We start from the raw sequence: 14,918 nt of genomic DNA, 5'->3' as shown, positions 1-14,918 counted from the left end.
AACTTGTTGATATGTGTGCGGCTCATTCGTTTCTTAAAGAATGAACCGGATTAGCGCGTGCAGCTTTCCATGACTGGAAACTCATTGTAATCCAGGCAATTCCGGATGAAACAATTCCCGCCATGATGAAAATCCAGACTTTTATTTCCGTACGGTAGGCAAAGTCTTCAAGCCACATTTTCATACCGTAGTAAGCAATAGGGGAGGCCACCACAAAGGCAAGGGCTACCAGCTTGATAAAGTTGAGGGAGAGCTTGCTTACTATATGAGCTACCGAAGCGCCCAGTACTTTTCTGATCCCGATCTCTTTTCTCTTCTGCTCTGCGGTAAATGAAGCAAGCCCGAATAGTCCCAGACATGCAATAAATATTGCCAGAAATGCAAACACTCCGAATATTTTTCCAACCTGCTGTTCACTGGCATATAATCGGTCAAACCGCTCGTCCATGAAGCTATAGGCAAAAGGCTGGCCGGGAGCTAGCTGATCCCAGAGTCCGTTTAGGTAATCTATTGTAGCTTTCGCTTCCTGAGCTTTTATTGTTAAAGCAATGTAACCAGTACTTTTACCAAGATGAAAGATCAGTGGGTTGATATTTTGTCTCAGGGATTCGTAATGAAAGTCTTTCACTACTCCAATAATCTTATAAGATTCAGCATACAACGAATCCTGCTCTCCCCCGTGAGTAGAAACATACGATCCAATGGGGTTTGCCAGTCCCATTTGTCTGACTGCAGTTTCATTTAAGATAGCGGCTGTGGAATCTGAAGGAAAATCCTTGGAAAAGAATCTGCCTTCTTTCATTTCCATACCAAGAGTTTCGATGTAGTGGTGGTCTACCCAGTGATTGCTGAGGATATATGTTTCATTCGTATTGATATTTTTCCCCGGATAGTATACATTATTGTTATTGGAGGTGTTGACCGGCAGAAAACTAGCCACTGTAGCTGAGCTGATTCCGGCATCTCTCAATGCTTCATTCTTAAATGCCTGAACATTATCTCTGAGGATCCAGGCATCATGGACCATGATTACCTGTTCTTTGTTAAAGCCAAGCTTTTTGTTTTGAATAAAAGAAAGCTGATCAAAGACGATAGCTGTGCCCACAATCATAGTAATGGATACGGTAAATTGAAGAACTACTAAAAAGCTCCGGAGTCCGCCGCTTTTTACTCCAAGGGTGAGTTTGCCTTTCAGGGTTTCCACAGGCCTGAATTTAGACAGGTAAAATGCCGGGTAGCTACCGGCAAGAAGGCCTACTACAACCATGATGACAAGAATAACCAGTAGAAACCCCGTTTCGAAAAGTACAGGAGTGGCGAGTATTTTTCCGGATAGTTCATTAAAGTTTGGTAGGAGCAAAATAGCCAAAATGTAAGCGATTACTGTACTTATGATGGTGATGATCATTGCCTCTGAGATAAACTGACGGATGAGCTGACTCCTGAAGGCACCCATTACCTTTCTGATACCTACTTCCTTAGCCCTGTTGGCCGACCGGGCTGTGGCCAGATTCATGAAGTTGATGCATGCCAGAATCAGGATGAAAATACCGATCGCTGAGAAAATATAGACGTACTTGATGTCGCCGTTTGCTTCCAGTTCACCAAGCTTATCCGAGTGCAAATGAATGTCTGTAAGTGGGAAGAGATAAAAACCAGCATAATTACCGCTTTCGTCAAATTCATCGAGAGACATATTCATAAATTGCTTGATCTCGGGACCGATTTTGGATTCGATCAGTGCAGGAAATTTTGCTTCTAAAACATCCGGAGATGCACCTTCTTTGAGCTTCAGGTAGGTGTTGAAATTAAAGCTCATCCACATTGTGGATTCGGCATCTTTCCGGTCTTTCATGGTAAGCATTACATTGTAGCTAAAGTGCGAGTTACGTGGAAAGTCCTCATAAACGCCAGTGACTTCATAATCTGTCTGGTTGTCCAGTACTACAGTCTGTCCTACCGGGTTTTCATCTCCAAAGATTTTCCGGGCGGTGGTCTGATCCAGTACCAGGGTATTGGGCCGCTCAAGGCAGGTTTCAGGGTCCCCTGCAACTAAGTCGATACCCCAGAAATTGAAGAAATTAGGGTCAGCATGGATTACATTTTCTTCTTTGAAGGTGGTCTCCTTGTTTTTACGTTTTATGAACCAGTTTCCCGTAGTTCTAAACCGAAAGGCATCTACTACCTCCGGAAAATCCTCTTTCATGGTTTTGGCTGCTGGAGCACTCGCCAAAGCGGTAATGAACTCATTACCATTGATACCGCCTGAAAAATCCATTCGATAGATCTGATCTGCATCCGGATAGTGCCGGTCGTATTTCAACTCGTCCAGTACAAAAAGGGTAATAAAGACAAAACAGGTAAGGCCTATAGATAAGCCCAGGATATTGATAACGCTATAGAATTTATGCTTGAGTAAACTCCGAAACGCTACATTGAGATAATTTTTTAGCATAGTATTTAAATTGATTGGCTCTTTCAAAAAGGTTGATGCCAAACCTGAGGAAAAGGTTGCATCTGATATGTTTATTTGTACTGTATGATAACGGGTAGTATGTATTGCAAGGTTGCGAAAATTATCAGGAAAATTTTCACTTATAGCAGCTGGCAGGGTTATTCAGACTTCAGGGTTAGTTTTTCGAAAGAAGGCGCATTTATTTCGATACCAGAATAATCGAATGAGTATTCTTTAGCCCCCTGGAGTATGGTGATTTTTTCAAAAAGGAGAAGACCCAGGTCATTTTTTGACCACTCCTCAAAGTGTACCTGAATGATCTCCCCCTTCTCATAAGGGTTGGCTTGTGAGAAGCCTTCCATACGGTACTTGTGCTTGTTGAAATAGAGTCTTACCGGATAACCCAGGTGATCCACGGCTTTGATGGTGTGACATGGTACTTCGAAAAAGGTCGTGTCTATTCCCTGTTTCATATCATAGTATCTGTCTTTCACCTGCAGCATCAGTTCGTGAAATTCGTGCGCTTTTAGTACCGCAATAATGGGGTGCGATAAGGGGCCCTGAGAAACCAGCATGCTGTCCAGTCCGTACCCTTCTTTTTTAGTGTAAATAGCTGCGTAGAATGGGTGGTCTTTATAGGTGTAAGTTTGTTTGAAAAGCAGGTAATCACTGGTGAAAGAGGACTCGGTTATGGTTTTGTAAGCACCTTCCGGACCCATACAGCTTGCCTGTGCAATGATGCTTTGGACCTGATCCGTGTTGCCAACTTTCTTAATGTGCTTTTTGATTATCCGTTCCGAGTCATTTTTGACTGATGAGCAACAGCAAAGAATGGAAAGCAGTAGAACAGGACTGTATTTCATGTGTTTAAAGTTTCCAAAATAAGCGGTTTGCTGCCCAGCTTTGATCATACCTGGTTGGTGTTCTCAATATTTGGGTTGAGCATCATGCTCATTTCATGTGTTTAAAAGTTGGCTTTTAGCTCTTAGCTTTTGGCAATCCTTGAGAGACAAATTTTAATCATCTCCGGTTATCAAAATGCTCAGTTCGCATATTCATTTTAGTGTTTGTACCTATTGCCTTTCAGGAAGTATGAAAGGATGTCTGTATCAATAAGTGAAGGGTTCAAAATTGAGGAATTCGTTCTTTGTTATCTTCCCTGGATTTGTGGAGTTCAGTGGTTAGATCGTCCAACTCCAAATCCTCAAAAATTCCGCTAAATGACAAGGTAGATTTCTCAGTTATGGCATGAGATTCTAAATCGTTAAGATACGAGTCAAGGTTCCGAAGTTTGTCACCTGAAAGTTTCTTGACCTTGTTGAGGATAATATTTCTGAGCTTCTCCTTTGGTGCCATAACGTAAAGTTAGGAATTTTCGCCTTGAAGACCAATGGATCACAACGATCAGCTATCCGGCAGCTGTGAATAGCACTAAAGTAACAAATCCCCAAAGCAGTATGATATATGTTCTCGATCAGCATCTGTTACCGTGATTTTATGGTGCCAGGCCAGGGTTCTGGGGCGCGGAAGTAACTTTCGTACCAGTGGACCCGGGATACGAATCTATTTGTAGCTGAATGGGTGGATTAGCCTGAACTAATTCCAGGGAGTAGACCGCCAGCATCTATTTCTATGAGGCCTTAGCCAGTTTAAACTGACCGCTCAGGTAATTAAATATTTCAGAGACTGTGGATTCACTTTGTTTCCTGAAAAGAAATTTCACCAGCTTCACTTTTGTGTCGGCTATTTTCAACCCGAAGCTGTAAATGAAATCCTGGTAGCCGTCTTTAAATGGGCTGGTGTCAGAGGTTAGTATGGACTCATCCACATTGAGCCCGGAAATATCGGAAAGTCTGTACGTCTGCGTGTAAGTAAATCCGCAGATGAGTTTTAGCTCATTATTTTCCCAATCGATTATGATCTTGTTGGGGTATCTCCAGCGGTCATACAGGATAGGAAATCCGATGAAGAATAATCCTGATAACACCGTAGCGTAATGAAGCCCAATTCTCAACCCTATGGTGAGTAGGGTCACCCCTACGATCACTGATAAGAAAAAACCAACAATACCACTATAACTTTTTTTCTTAATGACGCTGGAGGTAGCTTCATTCACAATTAAGTATCCGTTTTCCTTGAAAACTTCACTCAGTTCAAATTTCTCGGCGGTCTTCATAGTACTATAAATACCGTAAATCGAGAAAAGGTAACTGCATGAAAAAATCCCAGCTAATGGCTGGGATTAATGATTAGTTTAAATAAAATCTTAGAAAAATACTATTCTAAAGTCACCGTCCGCTCTACGGAGTTATATGGTCCGGGGATCACATTTCCATCTTTATCGATGAGTTCCAGTTTTATGGTGACTTCCCCCTTTTCAAGTCCTTCCACATAATGCGGAGCCCACTCCGTGATCAAGTGTTCTTTTCCATTTACAATGGCTCTTACTTTGTTTCCATCCTCCGAAAGCGATACATTCATCAGGAAGAAGTCTATCATAAGTTTCTCTGTGTCACTTCCGCTGTAGGTTCCTTTTGGTCTGCTGAAAAACAGGTGTTGACCATTTGGGTCAAAGTCGTTTTGTCCTTCAGGAGTTCCCACGGTCATTTTTTGCAATACGTATGAGTTATCATTTTTGACTGCCTCATGATAAGATCTGGAGAGGAAAGCAAGAATTACGTAATGGCCTTCTTTCATGTTTTTGGTGAATTCCGGCTCATAGTGAGCAGAATAAGGCCCATTATTCACTATAAAGTGAATGTGTTGTCCTTTTGCTGAATTTGCTATGCCCCGGCCTTCTGCATCCGGTGTTTGTACCCCAAGCTCATAATCAGCTACTTCAAATTTAAAGGTAACATTACCAGTATCGGCTAGCGCAGGCTGAGGTGCTACCATTTTCAAGGAAGATTTGGGATAGTCATAAGACGGAGGTGCCTTGTATACGGCATATTTGGTTTCGCCCAGGCTACTTCCGGCCTCATCTATTTCTTCCTTAGCAGACTCTCCGTCGCCTTTTTTAGTGGGGCCACATCCGGCTAAAAATACAATGGCCAGTAAAAATGCGGTTAGTCTTAGATTGATTTTTTCCATGGTTGATTTTTTGGTTTTTAATGTAAACAGTTAAGAGGTGAGATAGTTTGAGGGGACCTCTAAAAACTCATTTATGGTTAGAGATGTCCCTTGATTATTCTTCATAGGAGGTGTTTTAAAATCCAATCGTCTGTTATTTTACCCAGATCCGTTATAATTTCAGAATGGGCTTTGTTACTGATTTTCTTAGGGACTTTGAAGCTGTGATCGGCTTCTGAAATCGTACTTAAATCTGCTTTCGGACAGGCCTCAACGACTTCTTGTATAAGGCTGTAATTGGCTAAAGCGTCCCTGGTACCCTGAATAAATAGCTGTGGAATGTGAATTTCCGGAAGATGCTCAGCTCGGTCTTTACCTGCTTTTCCGGGAGCGTGCAGCGGAAATCCAAAGTAAATCAGTCCTCTGACCGGATTGTCAGGGTTCTGGTGAACCCAGTGTGAGCTCATCCTTCCGCCGTAGGATTTACCGGAAAGGAACATGGGAATATCAGGAAACTGCTTTTCAAAATGTTTTACAACAAGGCCTGTCGCCTGGATATTAGCCTTAGGGGATCCGGGGAATTTTTTACCTGCTTCAATATAGGGAAAGTTGTACCTGACCACTGTGCCATGATGCTGTGCCATGCTTCCGGCCAATGTACTCATAAACTTATGGTCAAAACCAGCTCCGGCACCATGGGCCAGCAGTAAAACATATTTTTGGTTTTTAGCAATGTCAGTTGCTATTGAGACTTCACCCAAAGCTTCATTCAGGAAAATTTTATCCATACCGAAAGTTAGTTCAATTCTTTTATCGATTATTAGAAAAATTCAAAAGTTAGTACAGTTTTAAAACTTGTTCACTCTTGATATTTTCCCATACATCGAATTCTGCTTTGCTTGGAAATATCTGCTGATTACTTTTAACTTAACAAGTTTATACAAGTTAAGCACAACCTAACCAGGAGAAATATGGCTGAGATAGAAAGACAATCCAGAAGAGCAGCAAAAGACTATTCCATACTCTATGTGGATGATGAAAAACCTAACCTAAGGGGATTCAAATCTACATTCAGGAGGCATTACAATGTCTTTACAGCGCTGGATGGAGAAGAGGCTCTTGAGATTCTGAAAGAGACCAAAATAGACTTGCTGATCACAGACCATCGAATGCCCGGGATTACAGGAACAGAACTCCTGAAACGTGTTCATGCGATGAATCCAGGCATTATCCGAATGATCCTCAGTGGCTTTATCAAGCTGGATGAGTTGAAGGAAGCGACGAGTAGTTTTGGTATTCATGACTTCATCGGCAAGCCATGGGATTTTGATGAGTTGAAGGGTATTTTCGACAGTCTGCTGGGTACTGAAAATGCTCCTGTTAAAGAATTCAATTGATTTCATACGATATTAAGCAGAGGGTGTCTCAAAAGGGTAAACGTATTCGGGTACCTACCTGAGAAAATTCTCTTCTACAAAAAACTAGAGGCCGTTCAAAATGCTTTTGAGACGGCCTCTTTTTTATTAAACGTGAGATTCGCTACTGAATCACCACAGATTCCGAATCTTCATACCCAAAGAGCTCGTCAAGGCCTATTTCCTTGATTTCTCCGTATTTTTTGAGGTTTTCAAAGTCAATTTTGTCTCTGCTCCCTACCAGTACGGTCACAAAATTTTTGTCTTTGACGTATTTTTCGTGAAAAGCGCTGAGGTTTTCAAAATCCATTTTCTTTACATCTTCATAGATGTCTTGTCTTATATCATAGCTTATCCCTTTGTCTTCAGCATTGATGTAACTCCATAAAACTCCTGACCCGGTCACCCGCTCACTTTCTATTTTATTAAGAATCCCTTCTTTGGCAATGTTGAAAGCTTCTTCTGATTCCGGTAAGTTATTCAGCAGGTTCATCATGGCTTCCATTGCTTCAGGCTGTTTGTCAGATTGTGTACCCACGTATGCAAAGAGGTAATTGGCGTCCTCTTTATCTGATGGTTCGGAATAGCTCGAGAACACAGAGTAGGCCAGGCCTTGTGCTTCCCTGATTTCCTGGAAAACGATGCTGTTCATACCCCCACCAAAGTATTCATTGAAAAGCCTGATCTCCGGTGCCAGGTCAGGGTCATAGTCCACACTTTTATGCAGGAATACAATTTCACTCTGAACCATATCATAATCCGCCCAAAAAACTTTTGGTGTTTCCGTATCCAGCTCTTCAAACTTTCTGGAAGCAGGAAGATCTACAAATTGTTCAGGCACATTGTGGTAATCTCCCAGGAATGTAATCAGGTTTTGTTTATCCCTGGGCCCATAATACAGGATTCTATGAGGCATATTTGGGATCTGTTTAATGATCTCCGTCAGCTCTTCTGCTTTGAGCTGTGTGAGCTCATAGTTGGCCAGGACATTTGTAAATGGATTTTCCGACCCGTACTTTCCATAGTTAAACAGGCCGCTCCATAATATGGTGCCCTTCCTTTTTTTGGCATCTGCTCTTGCTTTAAGCATCCGGTCTACCAGTTTGTCCAGGGCATCCTGGTCAGGTTTAGGGCTTTGCAGGAGACTTTCAAACAATGTGGTGGATGCTTCCATATTCTCATCCAGTCCCGATAAGGTCACATAGGTACGGTCATCTGAAGCGAAAACATTAAATGAGCATCCCAGCTTGTAAAACTCCTTTTTGAGTTCCTCAGCCGTATACTGGTCTGTACCAAGATACTCCAGGTACTCTACTGCGGTTTTTAGTTTTGGGTCGGCATTGGACCCTACGTCCAGCAGGTATGTCAATTCAAACAGCTCGTTTTCATCATTTACTTTAGCCAGTATTGGCACACCACTTACCTCTTCTCGCGTGATATCTTTTTGGTAGTCTACAAAAACAGGTTTAAGTTTTCGGACCTCTTTTGAAACCAGCTGTTGATGAAATTCTGATTTATTTTCCCTGTTTACAGGAACTTTGGTGATATATGGTTTTTCTACCTGTTGCTTGTTTGGGTCTTCTCCATTGCGCTTATAGACCACTACATAGTTGTCTTTGTAGTTTTCATTGGCAAAGGCGACAAGTTCTTCTTTGGTGATTTTCTCCAGCCGATCAATTTCCTGGAGGTAATCGGCCCAGTCCATGTCATTGGTAAAAGCCATCACCATATCATTAGCACGGGACCAGTTACTTTCCATGGATTTCATTTCGCTCTTTTTGAAGTCAGTGATCACAGCATCAATCAACCAATCTTCAAACTGACCCTGCTTGATAAGCTCTATTTGCTCTAAAAGAAGCTCTTTTACTTCTTCCAGCGATTGATTTTGCTTGGCGTTTCCATAAAGCGTATGAATGGTATAGTCATTCATTACATCCGGATAGCAGCCGGCATTTAGCACTTTTTGTTGCTGCTTTAGGTTGAGATCGATAAGGCCTGCTTCAGAATTATTAAGAAGCATATCGATCATCTTGACCATGTAGTAATCTTCAGATCCATTCCCATTGAAACGGAAACCCATGCGGAGGCTTTCTGCATCGGGGCCAAATACCTCTTTCACGATAGGTTCTGTGATAGGTTCTTCTTCTATTTTATTCCACTTTGGCAGATCAGGGTTTGGCTGCCAGTCACCGTAGTACTGGTCTATCAGTTTGATGGTCTCGTTATAATCAATATCACCGCTCATACAAATGGCAACATTGTTAGGTCTGTAGTAAGTATCGAAATACTTTTTGATCTCAGTAATCGAAGGGTTTTTCAGATGGTCGATGGTGCCGATCACTGTTTGGGTTCCGTAAGGATGTTTTTGGAAAATAGAAGCATATAACGTCTCATAGGACTTCCAAAGGTCATTATCCAGTGAACGGTTTTTCTCCTCATATACGGCTTCCAGCTCGGTATGGAAAAGGCGGTTAACGATTTTTCTAAAGCGTGCTCCTTCCAGCTCCAGAAATCTTGGTAGCTCATTGGAGGGAATGTCTACAGTGTAGACCGTTCGGTCCTCGGTAGTATAGGCATTCAGGCCTTTCCCGCCCAGAGTGGCAATCATTTTATCATATTCATTAGGGATAGCCAGCGTGGCGGCTTCATTGGATACTGCGTCTATCTGCTTATAAAATGCCTTGCGTTCTTCAGGATCTTCTATTTTGGCATACTGGTTAAACATGTTTTCGATGCTATCCAGGTATACTTTCTCTTTTTCAAAGTCCAGTGAACCAAACTGGTTATTTCCCTTAAACATCATGTGTTCAAGGTAATGTGCAAGGCCGGTATTATCAGAAGGATCATTTTTACCCCCGGCTTTTACAGGTGTAAATACGTGTACTCTGGGAGCATTTTCATAGTCACTCAAGTATACTTTCAGTCCATTGTCCAGTGTGTAGATCCTGGTTTTTAAGGGATCGCCCACCACATATTCGTATGTGTACCCTTCTTCAGTGGCGGTTTTGGTTTCATATTTTTCAGGCGCAGTAGCGCAGCTCAGCAGGAAGGTAATGCCGAGAATCCATACATAGTTTTTCATGTGTTAAGTTATTCGGTTATTCATGATTAACGGATGAAATTAATGGATCAGTATAAATAATGCCTTACCGCTTATGTAAATTCATTATGGCCGGGAAGGTCACTCTTTTAGCTCATAGACCAAGCCGAGTGAAAATACGTGAGCGCTGTATAGGTTTTTTCTGGGGATGATCAGGTCCAGATAATTGAAGTAGGAGAGATCGATCAAAACCTTTTTTGTCAGGTAGATCCCGGCACTCGCTTTGATCGAAGTAAACTCTGTCCCCTCACCACGAACGAAATCCACTACCTCACTTTCGCCAAGAGACTTTTGAAAAGACATGCCCGTAATGAAAATAAATTTATTATTCAGCACCGAACCTACCTCAACTCCCCCCATGAGCTGATCGCTGAATTGAGTGTCTTTATATTTTGTTCGGAGGTTATAAGTGGAGTGCAGGGAAGCAAACAAAGGCACCGGATAGAAGGAGTGGGATCCGGCCAGGCCTATTTTATAGTTCCATTCTCCGTCGCCTGCTGGCAGATTGAGCTGTTCAAAGGCTCGTTCTTTATTCTGAGCAAGGTTGTCTTCCTTAGCTAATGGAATGTCTACTGTAAGTGAGGCTGCCAGGGGGAAATTACCCTGGAGTATCCCGTACTTCACCCCTAAAGGCAGGTCTCCCACAGCGGTCACCTTTTCTGTTGTTTCAAAAAAATGATGTTTTATTTTAGGTCCGTTTGTTATCAGTGTGAGCTGGTCTGTTAGTCCGTATTCCAGATAAAATCCACTGACGATCTGGGTAAACTGTGCAGTTGTAAGTTTTGATCCTCCAAGATTATAGTACTGGTCAGAGCTCCCGTAAATTCCGTACAGTTTCGCAAAATAATTCCCTTGCTTTTGTGTCCAGCCACTTTGCCCGAAAACGTAGCTGACTGGCTGAAAAAACAACATGCCGGCAAACAGCCAGCATGTTATTTCTTTTATATTGTTGGTCATGATCAGTTTAGCTCAGCATGACCAAATTTCACCCCAACAGATCCGCACCAAAGGATCACATGAGTGAACTTACTTCCTAATGCTCCGTCCAGTTTGAAATAATTCTCCCCTGCGTCTGTGACAGGACCTACGATCAGCAGATCCGGATTTCCATTCATAGGGTCAGGAACAAACTCTTCGGATGTAGAAAACCAGACCGTAACAGTTCCTGTAGCCAGGGCTGTGTTAAAGTCATCCCCAAATCGCATGAAATGGTTTCCTTCCGCATCGGTTCCAATCTCTACGGTTCCTGCGGAGTTTGGTGCATTTTCCGTAGCTACAAACATACCGGAAGCTGTAGCAGTAAATTCACCCTGCGGCATGCTGGTGTCTATTTCTACTTCTTTGGTATCATCGTCACATGCAAATACAAGCATGGAAACCACTAGTAAAGCGCTTAATTTTCGTAATAGCATAGTTATTCTTGATTTTGTTTTTCACAAAACTGGGAACTACCTATCACGAAACGGTCACAAAGAAATCAAAGTAAAGTAAAGCAGGTTCACAAAAAAGTATCAAAGATCACTGAAAGGACCCTGTAGATACATACCTGTCATCTTTATCAAAGATGTTGAATGTCTTGGGGGTGATCATACGGCCATACGCGATGAACTGATCCTCAGTGTCAAATAAATTGAACCGCTCCTTGTTGATAAAGCGCCCGTAGGAAATGAAGTTTCCATCCGTGTCAAAGATGCTCATATGGTTATCACTTTTTATAAGGCCGGTCGAAACAAATTTTCCTTCCGTATCGAAAATATTGAAGCGTGGATTGCCTGATTTCGTTCTGTCCTTTTTATGATTTTTTCTTCGGATCACTGGAAACTTGATTTAATGAAAAACAATAGAATAATGTAATAGGTGCCATATAGAAATACAAAAACCGATCATCAAAGGCCGCCTTTCCACTATTCCACAACGTCGGGTAAATGTATTTGTCATTAAAAGTAAGGGATTTTAATATCAAGCAGGGTGTCTCAGGCAGGGTGTCTCAGGCCTGACAGGTCACCACGTCAACGGTCCAACTTGTAATCTTAATCCTTCAGGAAGTTCCTCAGTACATAGTTAAGGATACCTCCATGCTTATAATATTCTACATCTACCCCTGAATCAAGTCTTAAAATGGCTTTGAATTCAGTTTTTGATCCATCGGGTTTAGTAGCTGTGACGTCCACTTCTTTTCCGGGTGTCAGGTCACTGGAAATTCCACTAATGTCATAGGTCTCGTTCCCCTCCAACTCCAGTGTGTCTTGATTTTCACCATCTTTAAACTGCATTGGAAGCACACCCATACCCACCAGATTAGATCTGTGGATACGTTCATAGCTCTCCGTAATGACGGCTTTTACACCCAGCAGGGTGGTGCCTTTTGCAGCCCAGTCACGGGAAGACCCCGATCCGTATTCTTTGCCTCCTATAACGACCAGGGGGGTGCCTTCTTTCTGATATTTCATAGCTGCATCAAATACGGTCATTTCTTCGCCCGTAGGATGATAAGTGGTCCAGCCACCTTCCTTAGAAGCTAATTTGTTTTTGATTCGGACATTTGCAAACGTACCACGCATCATTACCTCGTGGTTTCCCCTTCTGGAACCGTACGAGTTAAAGTCTTTTTGCTCTACGCCATGCTCTACGAGGTATTTTCCTGCCGGGTGTTCCGGAAGGAACTTACCAGCAGGAGAGATGTGGTCAGTAGTCACCATGTCTCCGAGTTGAAGCAATACTTTAGCCCCCCTGATGTCATCAGGTTCAGGCGCTTCTTCTGAGATGTTTTTGAAAAAAGGTGCCTCCTGGATGTAGGTTGATTTTTCATCCCACTCATAGATCTTGCCTTTTGGAGCCTCGAGTTTCTGCCAGGCTTCATCCCCATCAAAAATGGTCTCGTAAGTGCGCTTATAATCTTCTGGAGTCACCACTACATCCATGATCTCATTGATCTCTGCCTGAGTCGGCCAGATATCACGGAGGTATACAGCTTCACCATTGGAGTCTATGCCCAAAGGCTCATTATTCATATCAAAGTCCATGCGGCCTGCTATAGCATAGGCCACAACCAGCATTGGTGAGGCCAGGAAGTTCATTTTGATGTTGGGGTGTATCCTTGCTTCGAAGTTTCTGTTTCCTGAAAGGGCGGAGCAGACCACCAGGTCATTTTCGATCACTGCTTTCTGTACCTCTGGCATCATGTCCCCGGAGTTGCCAATACAGGTAGTACATCCGTAACCTACTGTATGGAACTTCAATGCTTCCAGGTAGGGTAGTAAGTGGGATTTTTCCAGATAATCAGTCACCACCCGCGATCCCGGGGCCAGTGAGGTTTTTACCCAGGGCTTCACGTTAAGTCCTTTTTCAATGGCTTTTTTGGCCACGAGTCCAGAGCCGATCATTACGCTGGGGTTGGAAGTATTGGTACAGGAGGTGATCGCTGCTATAACCACTGCTCCATCGGACAGGTTGTAGCTGAGGTCGCCCCGCGTCATGGGGATGCTTCTGATCCCGGTTTCCACTTTTACGGGTTCAGCAGCCTTACCACCTTCATAAGCCCAGTTTCCGACACGCTCCTGTACCGGGATGTACTCCCGGCTGTGGGTTGCTTTCAGTAAACCAATGATCTTTTCTTTGGCTTCACTGAGTAGTATTTTATCCTGAGGTCTTTTTGGTCCTGAAATGGTTGGTTCTACGGTTCCGAGATCCAACTCAATTACATCGGTATATTCGATTTTATCATCCGGATTTCTCCAGATCATGTTTTCTTTGGCATAAGCCTCTACCATATCCACGTGCTCTTTGGAGCGATTGGTTTTCAGCATATAGGCCAGGGTCTGATCATCGATAGGCCAGTGAGTGTCCGTACAGCCAAACTCCGGAGACATGTTGGAGATGGTCCCTCTGTCGGGCACAGTGAGGTACTCAAGGCCGGGCCCAAATATCTCCACGATCTTACTCACTACACCATAGTCCCTTAATAACCGGGTGACGGTAAGTACCAGGTCGGTGGAGGTGGCTCCCTCTCTCATTTTTCCGGTGAGCTTTAGCCCGATCACCTGTGGCAGGATCATATAGATGGGTTGACCCAGCATAGCTGCTTCAGCTTCAATTCCTCCTACACCCCATCCAAGCACGCCAATCCCATTGACCATTGGTGTGTGTGAGTCCGTACCTACCAGAGTATCCGGAAAAAGGTAGCCATCCCTCTCGATGACCCCTTTAGCGAGGTATTCGAGGTTTACCTGGTGGCAGATCCCCATACCGGGAGGCACTACACTGAAATTACTGAAGCCTTTCTGGGCCCACTTCAGGAGCTTGTATCGTTCAGCATTTCTCTCATATTCCAGGTCTACATTTTTCCGGTAAGAATTTTGAGTGCCAAAAAAATCAACAACCACCGAATGATCTATAACCATGTCTGCTGGTACGATCGGGTTGGTTTTGTTGGTGTCTTTCCCTTTGCGAGCTACCTCTGAGCGGATAGACGCAATGTCCACCACTGCCGGCACACCGGTAAAATCCTGCATCAACACACGGGCCGGAGTGTAAGGAATATCCTTTTCACCTGCTGTCTGATGCCAATTGATCAAAGTATTCAGGTGGTCTTCTGTAACTGCAAAATCATCATAATTCCGAAGGGCATTCTCAAGGAGGATCCTGATAGCATAAGGAAGCTTTTTTACTTCAGGCTTTTTCTTAGCAAGTTCCCTCAGAGAAAAATATTTATGTTTTCCCAGTGGAGTGGTTAGTTCCCTTTCTATACCATAAAAGTCCTGTGCCATTGATGTTTTATTTTAAAAAGTTCTCAATACCCCAAAGAATAAGCAAGTTGATAGTCAAATGCCGGGTCAAATTTTAGAATAATAACAAGCTGCAAGCCAATCTGTTCCGCCTA

General features: G+C 43.1%; 12 protein-coding genes. 1 reads left to right on the top strand and 11 read right to left on the bottom strand.

Going from position 1 to position 14,918, the window contains the following annotated elements; translation table 11 throughout:
* Nucleotides 1–22: 22 nt before the first annotated feature.
* From AC3E9V_RS18340 to AC3E9V_RS18315, 6 genes are all read right to left on the bottom strand, one after another.
* Nucleotides 23–2,455 carry an ABC transporter permease gene (locus tag AC3E9V_RS18340; protein ID WP_488749605.1) on the bottom strand — a complete coding sequence of 811 codons (2,433 nt, stop codon included), beginning with the start codon at nucleotides 2,453–2,455 and terminating at the stop codon, nucleotides 23–25.
* 158 nt (nucleotides 2,456–2,613) lie between these two features.
* Nucleotides 2,614–3,318, bottom strand: a complete 705-nt coding sequence (locus AC3E9V_RS18335) for a hypothetical protein (RefSeq protein ID WP_488749604.1) — start codon at nucleotides 3,316–3,318, stop codon at nucleotides 2,614–2,616.
* 262 nt (nucleotides 3,319–3,580) lie between these two features.
* Complete coding sequence (locus AC3E9V_RS18330; protein WP_488749603.1) at nucleotides 3,581–3,811, bottom strand: hypothetical protein; 231 nt, start codon at nucleotides 3,809–3,811, stop codon at nucleotides 3,581–3,583.
* Between the two features lie 274 nt (nucleotides 3,812–4,085).
* Nucleotides 4,086–4,631 carry a hypothetical protein gene (locus AC3E9V_RS18325; RefSeq protein ID WP_488749602.1) on the bottom strand — a complete coding sequence of 182 codons (546 nt, stop codon included), beginning with the start codon at nucleotides 4,629–4,631 and terminating at the stop codon, nucleotides 4,086–4,088.
* Between the two features lie 101 nt (nucleotides 4,632–4,732).
* Nucleotides 4,733–5,545: a hypothetical protein gene (locus AC3E9V_RS18320; RefSeq protein ID WP_488749601.1), complete on the bottom strand. Its 813-nt coding sequence runs from the start codon at nucleotides 5,543–5,545 to the stop codon at nucleotides 4,733–4,735.
* Between the two features lie 101 nt (nucleotides 5,546–5,646).
* Nucleotides 5,647–6,312: an alpha/beta hydrolase family protein gene (locus tag AC3E9V_RS18315; protein WP_488749600.1), complete on the bottom strand. Its 666-nt coding sequence runs from the start codon at nucleotides 6,310–6,312 to the stop codon at nucleotides 5,647–5,649.
* Between the two features lie 183 nt (nucleotides 6,313–6,495).
* Between AC3E9V_RS18315 and AC3E9V_RS18310 the strand changes: the two genes are divergently transcribed.
* Nucleotides 6,496–6,921, top strand: coding sequence for a response regulator (locus tag AC3E9V_RS18310; RefSeq protein WP_488749599.1), 426 nt, complete (start codon nucleotides 6,496–6,498; stop codon nucleotides 6,919–6,921).
* 142 nt (nucleotides 6,922–7,063) lie between these two features.
* Here AC3E9V_RS18310 and AC3E9V_RS18305 read toward each other — a convergent pair whose 3' ends face one another.
* The 5 genes from AC3E9V_RS18305 to acnA all read right to left on the bottom strand — a co-directional run bounded on the left by AC3E9V_RS18305 (nucleotide 7,064) and on the right by acnA (nucleotide 14,805).
* Complete coding sequence (locus AC3E9V_RS18305; protein WP_488749598.1) at nucleotides 7,064–10,021, bottom strand: M16 family metallopeptidase; 2,958 nt, start codon at nucleotides 10,019–10,021, stop codon at nucleotides 7,064–7,066.
* A 99-nt stretch (nucleotides 10,022–10,120) separates the two neighbouring features.
* Nucleotides 10,121–10,996 carry a hypothetical protein gene (locus AC3E9V_RS18300; protein ID WP_488749597.1) on the bottom strand — a complete coding sequence of 292 codons (876 nt, stop codon included), beginning with the start codon at nucleotides 10,994–10,996 and terminating at the stop codon, nucleotides 10,121–10,123.
* 2 nt (nucleotides 10,997–10,998) lie between these two features.
* The gene (locus AC3E9V_RS18295) at nucleotides 10,999–11,451 is read right to left on the bottom strand and encodes a DM13 domain-containing protein (protein WP_488749596.1); all 453 of its coding nucleotides are present in this window, start codon (nucleotides 11,449–11,451) and stop codon (nucleotides 10,999–11,001) included.
* A gap of 106 nt (nucleotides 11,452–11,557) precedes the next feature.
* On the bottom strand, nucleotides 11,558–11,854 hold the full coding sequence (locus AC3E9V_RS18290) for a hypothetical protein (protein WP_488749595.1): 297 nt from the start codon (nucleotides 11,852–11,854) through the stop codon (nucleotides 11,558–11,560).
* Nucleotides 11,855–12,069: 215 nt separating this feature from the next.
* Nucleotides 12,070–14,805, bottom strand: a complete 2,736-nt coding sequence (gene acnA / locus AC3E9V_RS18285) for an aconitate hydratase AcnA (RefSeq protein WP_488749594.1) — start codon at nucleotides 14,803–14,805, stop codon at nucleotides 12,070–12,072.
* Nucleotides 14,806–14,918 lie beyond the last annotated feature (113 nt).

This window comes from Marinoscillum sp. HNIBRBA16962 (assembly GCF_057801515.1).
The sequence above is the reverse complement of the archived record's forward strand: the minus strand, read 5'-3'. Positions and strand labels throughout refer to the sequence as shown.